We start from the raw sequence: 14,098 nt of genomic DNA on the forward strand, positions 1-14,098 counted from the left end.
CTCCTACCGCAGGGTCTTGAGCAGGTCGGCGACCTGCTCTTCGGTCGTCGCGGCGGCCTCCAGCTCCTCGACGAAGCGGCCGCGGTGCATCACGATGATGCGGTTGCAGTTCTGGACCAGTTCGGGCACGTCGTCGGAGATCATCAGCACGCTCAGCCCCTTGTCGCGGGCCAGCCCGCGGATGATGCGGTGGATTTCCGCCTTGGACCCGACATCGACGCCGACGGTCGGCCCGTTCAGGATCAGGATGCGCGCCTCGGTCAGCAGCCAGCGGGCGATGACGACGCGCTGCTGGTTGCCGCCGGAGAGCTGGCCGACCGGCTTCTCGCCGGTCGGGGTGGCGATGTGCATGGCGCCGATCATGCCGGTCGCCAGATCCGCCACCTTGTCCCGGTCGATCACCGACAGGCGGGCATGCGTCTCGTAGGAGCTGGCCAGCATGTTGCGGTTGATCGACTGGTTGAGGAACAGCCCCTCGGTCAGCCGGTCCTCCGGAACATAGGCGACGCCGAGGCCGATGGCCTCCTGCACGGTCTTGGGATGGACGGGCCGGCCGTCGATGCGGATCTCGCCGGTGAAGCCGGTCTTCAGCCCGAAGAGGGCCAGCGCCATCTCGGTCCGGCCGGAGCCCAGCAGGCCCGACAGCCCGACGATCTCGCCCGGCAGAAGGCTCAGGGTCAGATCCTCGAAGGAGCCCGGCAGGCTGAGGTTCCGCACCTCCAGGCGCGGCGCCGCGGTCCCGGGCGCCGGTGTCCAGACATAGCGCTCGTCACGGATGTCCTGGCCGGTCATGGCGCGGATCAGGGAGGATTCGTCGAAGTTGCCGGTCGGCCCCTCCACCACCTTGCGCCCGTTGCGGATGACGGTCATCCGCTCGCTGATCTCCAGCATCTCGCGCATCTTGTGGCTGACGAACAGCACGGCGATGCCCTGGCGCTGGATGTCGCGGACGATGCGGAAGAGGGCGTCGACCTCGTTGCGGGTGAGCGCCGTGGTCGGCTCGTCCATGATCAGCAGGCGGGCGTCGGACATCAGCGCGCGGGCGATGGCGACGATCTGCTTGCCGGCGGTCGGCAGCGAGCCGACCTCGGCGTCGAGGTCGAGGTCGACCCCCAGCCGGTCCAGCGCATCGCGCGCCAGCTTGCGAACGCTGGTCCAGTTGACCAGCCGGCGGCGCTCCCGGAGGATCGTGTTGGTCGCGAGGTTCTCGGCGACGGTCAGGTTCCCGAACAGGGAGAAGTCCTGGTAGATGACCTGGACGCCGTGGCGGATCGACTCCATCGGGCTCAGCGCCCGGACGGGCTTGCCGTCGATGAGGATCTCGCCGTCGTCCGGCTGGTGGACGCCGGACAGCACCTTGATGATGGTCGATTTGCCGGAGCCGTTCTCGCCGGCCAAGCAGTGGATCTCGCCCGGCATCAGGGCCAGCGACACGCCATCCAGTGCGCGGACCCCGGCAAAGCGCTTGCCGATGTCGCGGAGTTCGATGAAGGGTTCGGTCATGGCAGGCCGCGGGGTTGCGCGTTCCATGAGCACCCGTTGGTCGGGTGTCGGCGGCGCCCCACCCCGCGGAGAGGAATGGGGGCGCGTCGTTCAGCAGCCGATCAGAAGTTGTAGTCCTTCATGTTCTCCTTGGTCACGCCGACCCAGCCCTGGCCGTAGAGCAGGTTGGTCTTCGAGGCGTCGGGGGAGATGAGGTTGGTGTAGCCGTTGAGGCCGAGGTTCAGGCCGGGCTTGATCTCGCCCTTCTTGCCGGACAGCACCATGGTCGCCATGACGTTCATGGCATACCCGGCGACCGCCGGGTCCCAGAACTGGATGTACTGGACCGAGCCGTTCTTCAGGTACTCGCCGGCGACGGAGACGAGGCCGGTGCCGGAGAAGAACAGCTTGTCCTTCAGGCCGCGCTCGGTGATCAGGCGCCCGGCGCCCGCCGAGGTCGGCATCGGACCGCCGATGATCCCCTTGAGGTCGGGATAGGTCGTCAGCGTTTCCTTCAGCTTGTTGTAGTCGGTGTTGGCGTCGTCATAGGTCTCCAGCCGGCCGGTGACCTGCGACATCTTCGGGAAATGCTCCTTCTGGTACGCGACGGCGCCGTCGATCCACTCGTTCTGCGACTTGGAGGTCAGGCTGCCGACGGTGGTGACGTACTTGCCCTCGCCCCCCATCGCCTTGCCCAGCACCTCCATCAGCTTGGCGCCGTAGGCCTTGTTGTCGAAGGCCTCCAGCACGTAGTCGGCGTTGACGATGTTGGAGGCCTCGTGCGCGATCACCAGGATGCCGCGGTCGCGGGCCTTCTTCAGCACCGGCTCCACCGCCTCGACCGAGAAGGGAACGATGCAGATGGCGTCGACGCCCTGGGCGATCAGGTTCTCCACGATCTGGACCTGGGCGGCGGCGTCGGCCTGGCTCGGCCCGACCATGAAGGTGTCGTGGCCGGTGTCCTTCTTGAACTGCTCCACCCCTTCGCGCATGCGGTCGAACCAGGCGATGCCGTCGACCTTGACCACCGTGGCGATGGTGTAGGCCTTCTTGGTGGCCTGGGAGGTCACGTCCTTGCGGACGTTGGTCGTGTCCACCGGACCCGAGGCGGCGAAGGCCGGCCCGGCGGCCAGGGCCGCGGCCAGCGTGGCGGTAAGCGCAAAGGAGGACAGAAGCTTTCTCATGGCGGAGGCTCCTTGGTGTGTTCCTGCCAGTCGGGTGTCCGGGCCTTGTGTCCGGACCGGTTCTTTGTTGTCGTGCCGCAGCGTTGCGGCCGGGGACGGCCTAGCCCTGGATCAGGGTCGTGCTGGCGCTGGCGCCGATGCGGCTTGCCCCGGCCTGGATCATGCGGAGCGCGTCGGCATAGCTGCGGATGCCGCCGGACGCCTTCACGCCCATGGCGTCGCCGACCGTCCGGCGCATCAGGGCCACATCCTCCGCCGTCGCGCCGGCGCTGCCGTAGCCGGTGGAGGTCTTGACGAAGTCGGCCCCGGCCTCCTGCGAGAGGCGGCAGGCGGCGACCTTCTCCGCCTCGGTCAGGGCGCAGGTCTCGATGATGACCTTGAGGACCCGGTCGCCGCAGGCCCGCTTGACCGCGGCGATGTCGGCGCGGACGCCGTCGAGGTCGCCGTCCTTCAGGGCGCCGACGGCGATGACCATGTCGACCTCGTCGGCGCCGGCGGCCACGACGAGCTCCGTCTCCGCCACCTTGGCGGCGGTCGGCGTCGCGCCGAAGGGGAAGGCGACGACCGAGCAGGTCAGCACCCCGCTGCCCGCCAGCCGCCCGTGGACCAGCGGGACATGGATCGGATTGACGCAGACCGAGCGGAAGCGGTGCTGCCGGGCCTCGTCGCACCAGCGCAGCACGTCCGCCCGGCCGGCGTCGGGCCGGAGGATGGTGTGATCGATGTAAGATGCCAGATCCGCCGGGTGGCGGATCTCCTTCGGTGCCAGCATGGCTGCACCCTCCCGTTACCGGCGCTGCTTGTTACAGCTTCGTGTGATGATTATCACATACTCTGGTATGATCGTTTCATGTTGACCGCTCCCCGTCAAGATGAAATCATCATTGGAGAGATCCTAAAGAGCCGGCCCGCTGCACAAGTCGTCCACCAGGGTTGGCGGGACATTCGGGGTAGCAATCCTGACCTTTCTATTCTGGAAAGTCATATTGCGATGCAGCATCCATTGCCGCGCTGCACAGGACCAGGGAGGCCCGAGGCGGGATCATGTTCAAGAGCAGGTCTGATCGCTTGACCCGGCTGACCGAAGTGCTGGAGCGGGGCTCCGTGATCCGCCTGAAGGAGGCGGCGCGCATGCTCGGCGTGTCGGAGATGACGGTGCGCCGGGACGTCGCCGCCTGCAACGGGCGGCTGGCCTATCTCGGCGGCTACATCGTCAACGGCCAGGACCCGCAGGGTGGCCTCAGCTATGTCCTGGACTGGGAAAAGGACGTCCACGCCCAGAACAAGCAGGCCGCCTGCGCCACCGCCGCCCGGCTGATCGAGCAGGGCGACACGATCTTCATCGACTGCGGCACCACCATGCCGCATCTGGCGGCCTGCATCCCGGCCGACCTGCACCTGACCGTCGTCTGCTACGCGATGAACGTGGCCGAGATCGTCTGCAAGAATCCCAACATGACGGTGGTCCTGCTGGGAGGACTCTACCACCGCTCCTCCGTCTCCTTCGCCAGCGAGGAGGGGCTGGCGATGCTGCGCAAGATCGGCATCAACAAGGCCTTCCTGTCGGCCGGCGGCGTCCATCCGGAGCGCGGCGTGAGCTGCTCCAACTTCCACGAGATCCCGATCAAGCAGGCGGCGATCGAGACCGCCGTCCATTCCTACGTCGTGGTCGACTCGAGCAAGCTCGGCAAGGTCAAGCCGGCCCGCTTCGCCGACCTGCAGGTCTTCGAGTCGGTCATCACCGACGACGGCGCCGAACCCGACCAGCGCCGGGCCATGGAAGCGGCCGGCATCGCCCTGGTGATCGACTGACCGGCCTCCCTCCCCGGGTGGTCCGGCCTTGAGCGGTCTTGTGCACGGTGTGCAGCGTCTTTCCGGCGCACAATGCGTTCTCCGCCGAATCTTCCTGTCGTTTCAGGAGCTTGCCCAGATCGTTCGTTATCGGGCGTTGTGCACCCGCTGCCCAATCCGACACCCGCCCTGCGCCCGCACCGGGATGGCGCGGCGGGAGTCGGGCAGCAGGGGAGAGGTGACGGCCGAAGAGTAGCGGCGGCGCCGGAACGGAGCAACAGCGACAGGAAACGGTACGGGAGAGCGGCACCGGCCGAGTTCCCCACCGGTTCTATGACGCCGGACGGGTTACCGACCAAAGTGGGAGGCGACGGGCGCCGACTGGCAAAACCGGCCGTTTCATCCAATATTGTCGTGCCCCGGTAAAGCCGGTCCGGGCCGGTTGGTGCGCCCGGATTTCCAAAGGTCATTTATGGAAAAGAACGTTTTCCAGTATATCTGGAAGCACAGCGCCCGGCAGCAAGTCCTGCTCGCCCTGCTGACCGTCGCGTCCTTCCCGGTCCTCTACGCCTCGCTGGAACTGCCGAAGATCATCATCAACCGCGCGATCTCCGAGCCGGAGCCGCAGCGGCAGTTGATGGGGCTGACGCTCGGCCCGGTCGAGTATCTTCTGGTCCTGTGCCTGGCGTTCCTTGCGCTCGTCCTCGCCAACGGCGTGTTCAAGATGCGCATCAACACCTTCAAGGGGGTGGTGGGCGAGCGGCAGGTCCGGCGCCTGCGCTTCATGCTGCTGGACCGCATGCTGCGCTTCCCGCTGCCGCACTTCTCGCATGTCAGCCAGGGCGAGCTGATCTCCACCATCACGGCGGAAACCGAGCCGCTGGCCGGCTTCATCGGCGATTCCTTCGCCCTGCCGCTCTACCAGGGCGGCACGATGGCGACGATCCTGCTGTTCCTGTTCATCCAGGAACCGATGATCGGGCTGGTCTCCGTCGCGATGATCCCGGTGCAGGCCTACATCATCCCGAAACTGCAGATCAAGGTGAAGCGCCTGGGCAAGGAGCGGGTGAAGAAGGTCCGCCAGCTTTCCGAACGCATCGGCGAGAGCGTCGAAAACGTGCGGGAGATCCGGGTCAACGGCACCGTCCGCTATGTCAAGGCGGAATTCTCGAAGTACCTTGGTGATATTTATTACATAAGACTGGAGATTTACAAGAGGAAGTACTTCGTTAAATTCCTCAACAACTTCATCAACCAGATCACGCCGTTCTTCTTCTTCTCGATCGGCGGCTATTTCGTGCTGAAGGGGGATCTCAGCATCGGGGCGCTGGTGGCGGCGCTGTCGGCCTTCAAGGATCTGACGGCGCCGTGGAAGGAGCTGCTGGACTATTACCAGAACGCGATCGACGCGCAGATCAAGTACGAGCAGATCGTCGAGCAGTTCTCCCCGCCCTTCCTGTTCGACTGGACGCAGCCGGGCCCGGAAACGCCTCCCGGCCTGCGCGCGCCCTACCGGCTGGAGTCGGTGAGCTGGGCCAACGAGTATGGCGACCGCATGCTGCAGCGCATCACGCTGCAGGTCCAGCCCGGCGCGATGATCGGCATCGCCGGCAGCAACGCGCTGGCGCTGCGCCGGCTGGCCGAGATGATGGTGCGGCTGTCGCCGCCGACCTCCGGCCGCATCCTGGTCGGCGACCAGCCGCTGGACACGCTGCCCCTGGAGCTGCTGGGCCGCCGCATGGCCTATGCCGGGCCGGAGCCGCGGATGTTCACCGGCAGCATCATGCAGAACATGACCTACGGCCTGCGCCACCGGCCGCCGCCGGAGGATCCCGAGACGATGACCGCCGCGCGGCGGCGCCAGATCGAGGAGGCGAAGGCCTCGGGCAACTCGACCGACAGCATGGCCGACATCTGGACCGACTTCGGCATGGTCGGCGCCACCGACTGGAAGAGCATGCGGCCCTGGCTGATGCAGTGCCTGAACGCCACCGGCGGCGAAGCCCAGATCTATGAGCGCGGCCTGCGCGAGGTGTTCGACCCCGACGAATATCCCTTCGTCGCGGAACCGCTGCTGCGCGCGCGGCATTGGCTGCGCGAGGCGATGGCCGCCCGCGGCATGGACGGCATGCTGGAGCGGTTCGACCGCGACCGGTTCAACCCCTATGCCAGCCTTGCCGAGAACATGCTGTTCGGCCTGCCGAACGACCCGGATCTGACGGTGAGCCGGCTGGTGGCGGAACCGGCGATCCGCGCGCTGATGGAGGAGCACGGGCTGTGGGAGCCGGCGGTGCGCATCGGCCGCCGCTTCGCCATGCGGATCGTCTCGGTCTACCAGGACCGCTCGCAGGGCGACGTGCTGATCATGCGCTATCCGCTGATCGACGATACGCTGTTCGAGGATCTGGTCGAGGCGGTGACCCGCCTGAAGCGCCGGGCCGACAAGCTGGAACGCCGCCAGTCGGAGGCGGACAAGCTGCTGTTCGCCTGCATGTTCCTGATGATCGTGCCCAAGCGCGACGGCAAGGAACTGGTCCCCCCGGCGGAGCGGGAGGCGATCATGGCGGTCCGCCGCCGCCTGCTGGAGGACACGGACGAGAGCCTGCGCAGCAAGATCGCCTTCTTCGACCCGGATCTCTACCACCCGCGGCTGAACGTGCTGGACAACCTGCTGTTCGGCCGCGTCACGACGGAGGAGCCGCGGGCGCTCGCCGGACTGCGCGCCCTGGTGGACGAGGCGCTGGAGCAGACCGACGGGCGGGCCTATGTGCTGATCCTGGTGGCGCTGGGCGAGGTCGGAATCGGCGGCTCTCTGCTGCCGATCAGCGTGCGCCAGCGGGTGCAGCTCGTCCGCGGGCTGCTGAAGAAGCCGGACATCTACGTGATCTACCAGGCGCTGAACAGCTACGATCCGGCGGAGCGGCTGAACATCTTCAAGCGGATGAAGGAACTGCTCCCCCACATGACGCTGATCGTGCTGGAGGAGCGGATCGAGGACGACCCGTCCTTCGACGCGCTCTACGACCTGGAGGACGGCCGGCTGGTCCGCCGCGGCCATGACGGCGCCGAACACGACGAGGACGGCAGCGGCGCGGGAGAAACCGGCGACCATGACGACGCGGCGCTGCGGCTGCTGTCGCGCTCCTCCGTCTTCTCCGACCTGCCGGAGCCGATCCTGCGCCGGCTGCTCGGCGCGTCGGACTGGCGGACGGTGCGCGCGGGCGACTACATCTACCGCAGCGGCGAAGCGTCGGAGTACGTCTTCGTGCTGGCGGAGGGCGAGGCCGAGCTGGTCCGCCTGATGGAGGGCCGCGAGCCGCTGCACCTCGCCTACATCAAGCCGCCGGAGGTGTTCGGCGACATGGAGCTGCTGGCCGGCACCCGCCGCTTCTCGACGATCCGCGCGCGGACCGACCTGCGGGTTCTGCGGCTGGACGGCACGACGCTGCTGCGGATCCTGCCCGCCGTGCCCGCCCTGCCGATGCGGGTGATCCGCCAGGTCGGCCGCCGCCTGACCAGCGAGGCGCCACCCTGAGAGCATCATCGCGGGAGAGGCGACGCTGCACAGTGGCGTATGTACGCAAATAGGGTAGGATCACGACCAGGGCGGCCGCCGGCTGTTCAGGAAGGGGCATCCGTCCGGTCCGCCCGCCCGGTCCGCCCGTCCACTGCGAAGGTCTCGCGATGCTGAAGGTGGAGAATCTGTCGATCCGGTTCGGCCGCTCGCCTGCCCTGCGGCCGGTGGTCGACGGAGTCGGGTTTTCCATCGACGCCGGGCAGAGCGTGGCGCTGGTCGGCGAATCGGGATCCGGCAAGACGCTGACCTGCCGCAGCATCCTGCGGATCCTGCCGCGCGGGGCGGAGGTGTGCGGCGGCTCCATCCTGTTCGGCGACGGCGCCGACCGGGTCGACCTGCTGACCCTGCCCTCCTCCCGCCTGCAGGCCATCCGCGGCAGCAGGATCGCGATGATCTTCCAGGAGCCGATGAGCGCCCTGTCGCCGCTGCACAGCATCGGCGAGCAGACGATGGAAGTGCTGCGCCTGCATGGCAGCGTCTCGCGCCGGGGGGCGAAGGAGGAATGCCTGCGGATGTTCGAGCGGGTGGGATTTCCCGACCCCGGCCGCGCCTTCCGCTCCTATCCGTTCCAGCTTTCGGGCGGGCTGCGGCAGCGGGCGATGATCGCCATGGCGATGGTCGGCCATCCGCGCCTGCTGATCGCCGACGAACCGACCACGGCGCTGGACGTCACGCTGCAGGCGCAGGTGCTGAGCCTGATCAAGGATCTGCAGGCGGAATCCGGCATGGCGGTCCTGCTGGTCACCCACGACCTGGGGGTGGTCGCCAACATGGCGGATGCGGTGGTGGTGATGCGCGGCGGGCGCGTCATGGAGTCGGGGGGCTGCGCCGACGTGCTGGGGGCGCCGCTGCACCCCTACACCCGCAGGCTGATGGCCGCCGCTCCGACGATTCCCGAGCAGTTGCCGCGCTGCCGGCCGCTGCCGGTCGAGGACTGGATCCTGGAGTTCCACAACGTCGCCAAGACCTTCGAGCGCGGAGAGGCGCGGGTGAAGGCGCTGGACGGCGTGGACCTGTCGGTGCGGCGCGGCGAGACGCTGGCGATCGTCGGCGAATCGGGATCGGGCAAGACCACGCTGGCCCGCATCGCCATGCTGGCCGACCTGCCCGACGCCGGCGGAAGGGTGCTGTTCCGGCCGGACCGCCACGGCACCGCCATCGACCTGACCGGGCAGGCGGCGGCCGTCGGCTGCGGCTACCGCCGGTTCGCCCAAATGGTGTTCCAGGACCCCTACGCCTCGCTCAGTCCGCGGATGAGCGTCGGCGAGATCATCGCCGAGCCGCTGGCGATCCACCGGATCGGGACGGCGGTTGACCGGCGCCGGCGCGTGCGCAGGCTGATGGAGCAGGTCGGGCTGGATCCCGCCTGGGCCTGCCGCTATCCGCACGCCTTTTCCGGCGGCCAGCGCCAGCGGATCAGCATCGCCCGCGCGCTGGCGCTCGACCCCATGCTGCTGATCTGCGACGAGCCGACCTCGGCGCTCGACGTGTCGGTGCAGGCGCAGGTTCTGGACCTGCTGGAGGAGATCAAGGCGCGCCTCGGCCTCAGCCTGATGTTCATCTCGCACGACCTCGCGGTGGTGGCGCGGCTGGCGAACCGGGTGGCGGTGATGCGGGCGGGCCAGGTGGTGGAACAGGCGCCGCCGTCCGTCCTGTTCTCCGCCCCGCTGCACCCCTACACCCGCGCGCTGATCGCCGCCTCGCCGACGCCGGACGTCAGGCGCTGCATCGACATCCGGACGGTGGCGCTGGGGGCGGGGAAGCCGGACCTGTGGCCGGAACCCTTCCGCCCGCCGGCCGGGGGGGGCCTTCCGCTGGTGCAGGTGGCGCCCGACCATTTCGTGCGGCGGGCGGCATGACGATGCGGGAGTTCCTGCGATCCGCGCCCTACCGGGGCCGGCCGTGCCGGGCGCTGCTGCTCGCCGGCCTGCTGTCCGCCCTGCTGCCGGCCCCCGCCTCCGCCTTCACGCCGCGCGAGACGCCGCTGTACGAGGAGGAAGTGACCTACGGCCTGATGCCGCCGGTCGCCCGCCGGATGCCGGAGGAGCCGCTGGTCGTCGATCTGGCGGCGAAGGGACGCAGCCTCGGCAAGCCGGGCGGCTGGATCCGCACCTTCATCACCCAGCGGCGCAACAGCCGGCTGGCCGTGCTCTACGGCTATGCCCGGCTGGTCGGATATGACGAGCGGCGGGAGATCGTGCCCGACCTGCTGAAGTCGGTCGAGGTGGTCGAGGAGCGCGAGTTCACGCTGAGGCTGCGGCGCGGCCACCGCTGGTCCGACGGCGCCCCCTTCACCAGCGAGGACATCCGCTACTGGTGGGAGGACATCGCCAACAATCCGATGCTCTCCCCCTCCGGTCCGCCGCGCTTCATGCTGGTGAACGGCCAGCCGCCGCAGGTGGAGTTTCCCGACGCGCAGACCGTGCGGTTCCGCTGGGCGGAGCAGAACCCCGACTTCCTGCCGACGCTGGCCGCCGCCCGGCCGCCCTTCATCTACCGGCCGAGCCATTACCTGAAGCGGTTCCACGCCCGCTACACCCCCGAGGAGGCGCTGGCGCCGCTGATCGCCAAGCACAAGGTGCGGAACTGGGCGGCGCTGCACAACGCGCTGGACGACATGTTCCGCATGGAGAACCCGGCGGAGCCGACGCTGCAGCCCTGGATGGCGGTGTCCAAGGGCAGCGGGACGCACCTGCTGTTCCAGCGCAATCCCTACTACCACCGCTTCGATGCGAACGGCGTGCAGCTCCCCTATGCCGACGGGCTGGACGTGACCGTCATATCCGGCGGGCTGATCCCGGCGCAGGTCGCCACCGGCAAGGCCGACCTGCAGGCGGAGGGGCTGTCCTTCACCCAGGTGCCGGTCCTGGTCTCCGGCGAGGAGGGCGGCGGCTATGCGACGCGGCTGTGGCCGTCGGGCAAGGGGGCGGAGATCGCGCTCTACCCCAACCTGAACTACAACGACCCGGGATGGCGCGCGGTGCTGCAGGACTTGCGGTTCCGCCGCGCCCTGTCGCTCGCCATCGACCGGCGGATCATCAACCGCTCGCTCTATTTCGGTCTCGCCCGCGAGGGCGGGGTCGGCGTGCTGCCGATGAGTTCGCTCTACAAGCCGGAGCGGCACGGGAGGTGGGCCGGCTACGACCCGGAGCAGGCGGGGGCGCTGCTGGACGAGATGGGGCTGCGCCGGCCGCGCGGCGAGCTCTACCGCACCCTGCCGGACGGACGGCCGCTCGACGTCATCGTCGAGACGGCGGAGGAGAGGCCGGAGGTCACCGACGCCCTGCAGCTGATCGCGGAGACCTGGCGGGACATCGGCGTCCGGCTGCTGGTCCGCACCGCCGACCGCGACGTGCTGCGCAACCGCGTCTATGCCGGCCAGGTGATGATGGCGGTGTGGAGCGGCTGGGACAACGGCGTGCCGGAGCCGGAGAGCAACCCGATGGAGCTGGCCCCGATGATGCAGGAGAGCTTCTGCTGGCCGAAATGGGGGCAGCATTACCAGACCTCCGGCAAGGCGGGGGAGCCGGTCACCATGACGGTGGCGGCGCGGCTGCTGGAGCTGGCGCGCGCCTGGCGCTATGCCGGGTCCGAGGCCGAGCGGCGCGCCATCTGGGAGCGCATGCTGGACATCCATGCCGACAACGTCCTGGTGATCGGCCTGGTGGCGGAGGCGCCGCAGCCGGTCGTCGTCAGCAGGCGCCTGCGCAACGTGCCGGAGCGCGCGCTGTGGCTGTGGGACCCCGGCGCCTATTTCGGCATCTACCGGCCGGACGAGTTCTTCTTCATCGATCCGGACAAGAAGGGATAGCGGCCGATGCTGCGCTACATCCTCCGCCGGCTGTGCATCATGGTCCCGACGCTGATCGTGGTGTCGATGCTGATCTTCGTCGTGATCAACCTGCCGCCGGGCGACTATCTGTCCAACCAGATCGCCGAGCTGCGCGCGACGGGGCAGGAATCCGGCCTCGCCAAGGCGGAGTTCCTGCGCCACGAATATGCGCTCGACCGGCCGATCCACGAGCAGTACCTGATCTGGATCGGCGTCTGGCCGGGGCCGAGCGGATTCAACGGGCTGCTGCAGGGCGACCTCGGCTGGTCGTTCGAGTTCGGCAAGCCGGTCGCCGAGGTGGTCGGCGAGACGCTGTGGTTCACCGTGATCCTGAACTTCGCGGCGGTGCTGTTCGTCTATCTCGTCTCCTTCCCGCTGGGGGCGCTGGCGGCGATCCGCGCCAACAGCTGGGTCGATTACCTGGCGGCGGCGGTCGGTTATGTCGGGCTCGCCACGCCGAACTTCCTGCTGGCGCTGATCCTGCTCTATTACGGCCAGAAATGGCTGGGGCTGCCGATCGGCGGGCTGATGGACCCGCGATACGAGAACCAGCCGATGAGCTGGGACAAGATCCTGTCGGTGCTGCACCACCTGATCGTGCCGACCATCGTCATCGGCCTGCACGGCACCGCCGCCATGGTGAGGCGCCTGCGCGCCAACCTGCTGGACGAGCTGGGCAAGCCCTATGTCGTGACCGCCCAGGCCAAGGGGGTGCCGCCGGTGCGCCGCCTGGTGAAGTACCCGCTGCGCATGGCGCTGAACCCCTTCGTCTCGGACATCGGGTCGCTGCTGCCCTCGCTGGTGTCGGGGTCGGTGCTGATCTCGGTGGTGCTGAGCCTGCCGACCATCGGCCCGGCGCTGCTGGAGGCGCTGCGCTCGCAGGACCAGTTCCTCGCCGGCTTCATCCTGCTGTTCATCTCCATCCTGGTGCTGGTCGGCATGCTGGTCTCCGACATCCTGCTGGCCCTGCTCGACCCGCGGATCCGGTTGAGCAGGAGGCCGCGCGGATGACCGGGACCTGGAAGCACACCGTCGATCCGGAGCCCTGGTCGCCCGACGACGAGCCGCCCGCCGCCTCCACCCTCGATCCGGGGGCGTCGGCCGGCCGGCTGATGTTCCGCCGCTTCCTGCGCCACCGGCTGGCGGTGCTGGCGGCGCTGTTCCTGGGATTCTCCTACCTCAGCCTGCCCTTCGTCGATTTCCTGGTGCCCTACGGCGCCAACGAGCGGGACGTGGAGCATCTCTACGCCCCGCCGCAGGGGGTGCATCTGGTCCACGAGGGGCGCTTCGTCGGCCCCTTCGTCTATCCGACCACCGCGCAGCCGGACCTGAAATCCTACCGCTGGCGCTACACCGCCGACACCGGCCGGCCGATGCCGCTGGAGTTCTTCTGCGACGGCGCGCCCTACCGGTTCCTCGGGCTGGTCGAGGCGCGGCTGCGGCTGGTCTGCCCGCCGCCGGGGGCGACGCTGCATCTGCTGGGCACCGACCGGCTGGGACGCGACATCCTCTCGCGGCTCGCCATCGGGGCGAAGCTGTCGCTGACCGTCGGGCTTCTGGGCATCGCCGTGTCCTTCGGGATCGGCATCACGCTGGGCGGGATCGCCGGCTATTTCGGCGGCTGGGCCGACTGGACGGTGCAGCGCGTGTCGGAGATCCTGAAGTCGCTGCCGGAGCTGCCGCTGTGGCTGGCGCTGTCGGCGGCGGTGCCGGCGCACTGGAGCCCGGTGACGGTGTTCCTGTGCATCTCGGTCATCCTGGGGCTGCTGGACTGGCCGTCGCTGGCCCGCGCCGTGCGGTCGCGCTTCCTGGCGCTGCGCGAGGAGGACTTCGTCATGGCGGCGGAGCTGATGGGCGCCTCGCCCGGCCGGATCATCCGCCGTCACCTGCTGCCCAACTTCGCGAGCCACCTGCTGGCGAGCGCCACCCTGTCGATCCCGTCGATGATCCTCGGCGAGACGGCGCTGTCCTTCCTCGGGCTCGGCCTGCGGCCCCCGGCGACGAGCTGGGGTGTGATGCTGAACGACGCGCAGAACCTGATGGCGGTCGAGTCCTATCCCTGGGTGCTGTCGCCGATGCTGCCGGTCATGCTGGTGGTCCTGTCCTTCAACTTTCTGGGCGACGGACTGCGGGACGCGCTCGACCCCTATCATCATGCCTGATCTGCGCCGGCCGATACCGCAGCAGCGAGATCGGATGTTGCGGTACGGCGGCGCCGGGGACGATACTGCG

At 68.6% G+C, this 14,098-nt stretch carries 9 protein-coding genes; 6 read left to right on the forward strand and 3 right to left on the reverse strand.

Going from position 1 to position 14,098, the window contains the following annotated elements:
- Positions 1–3: 3 nt before the first annotated feature.
- From DEW08_RS26190 to deoC, 3 genes are all read right to left on the reverse strand, one after another.
- Positions 4–1,503, reverse strand: coding sequence for a sugar ABC transporter ATP-binding protein (locus DEW08_RS26190; protein ID WP_109332861.1), 1,500 nt, complete (start codon positions 1,501–1,503; stop codon positions 4–6).
- A gap of 101 nt (positions 1,504–1,604) precedes the next feature.
- The gene (locus DEW08_RS26195; RefSeq protein WP_109332868.1) at positions 1,605–2,666 is read right to left on the reverse strand and encodes an autoinducer 2 ABC transporter substrate-binding protein; all 1,062 of its coding nucleotides are present in this window, start codon (positions 2,664–2,666) and stop codon (positions 1,605–1,607) included.
- 100 nt (positions 2,667–2,766) lie between these two features.
- Complete coding sequence (gene deoC / locus DEW08_RS26200; RefSeq protein ID WP_109332870.1) at positions 2,767–3,438, reverse strand: deoxyribose-phosphate aldolase; 672 nt, start codon at positions 3,436–3,438, stop codon at positions 2,767–2,769.
- A 296-nt stretch (positions 3,439–3,734) separates the two neighbouring features.
- Between deoC and DEW08_RS26205 the strand changes: the two genes are divergently transcribed.
- The 6 genes from DEW08_RS26205 to DEW08_RS26230 all read left to right on the forward strand — a co-directional run bounded on the left by DEW08_RS26205 (position 3,735) and on the right by DEW08_RS26230 (position 14,028).
- Entirely contained in the window at positions 3,735–4,478 is a 744-nt protein-coding gene (locus DEW08_RS26205; RefSeq protein ID WP_245987002.1) for a DeoR/GlpR family DNA-binding transcription regulator, read from the forward strand.
- Between the two features lie 451 nt (positions 4,479–4,929).
- Positions 4,930–7,992: an ABC transporter transmembrane domain-containing protein gene (locus DEW08_RS26210; protein WP_109332880.1), complete on the forward strand. Its 3,063-nt coding sequence runs from the start codon at positions 4,930–4,932 to the stop codon at positions 7,990–7,992.
- Between the two features lie 149 nt (positions 7,993–8,141).
- The gene (locus DEW08_RS26215) at positions 8,142–9,893 is read left to right on the forward strand and encodes an ABC transporter ATP-binding protein (RefSeq protein WP_109332881.1); all 1,752 of its coding nucleotides are present in this window, start codon (positions 8,142–8,144) and stop codon (positions 9,891–9,893) included.
- On the forward strand, positions 9,890–11,845 hold the full coding sequence (locus DEW08_RS26220; protein ID WP_109332885.1) for an ABC transporter substrate-binding protein: 1,956 nt from the start codon (positions 9,890–9,892) through the stop codon (positions 11,843–11,845). The genes DEW08_RS26215 and DEW08_RS26220 overlap by 4 nt, the downstream gene beginning before the upstream one ends.
- 6 nt (positions 11,846–11,851) lie before the next feature.
- Positions 11,852–12,877 (forward strand): ABC transporter permease, encoded by a 1,026-nt coding sequence (locus DEW08_RS26225; protein ID WP_109332894.1) that lies wholly within the window; start codon positions 11,852–11,854, stop codon positions 12,875–12,877.
- Positions 12,874–14,028: an ABC transporter permease gene (locus DEW08_RS26230; RefSeq protein WP_109332895.1), complete on the forward strand. Its 1,155-nt coding sequence runs from the start codon at positions 12,874–12,876 to the stop codon at positions 14,026–14,028. The genes DEW08_RS26225 and DEW08_RS26230 overlap by 4 nt, the downstream gene beginning before the upstream one ends.
- Positions 14,029–14,098 lie beyond the last annotated feature (70 nt).

The organism is Azospirillum thermophilum (assembly GCF_003130795.1).
Taxonomy (GTDB): domain Bacteria; phylum Pseudomonadota; class Alphaproteobacteria; order Azospirillales; family Azospirillaceae; genus Azospirillum; species Azospirillum thermophilum.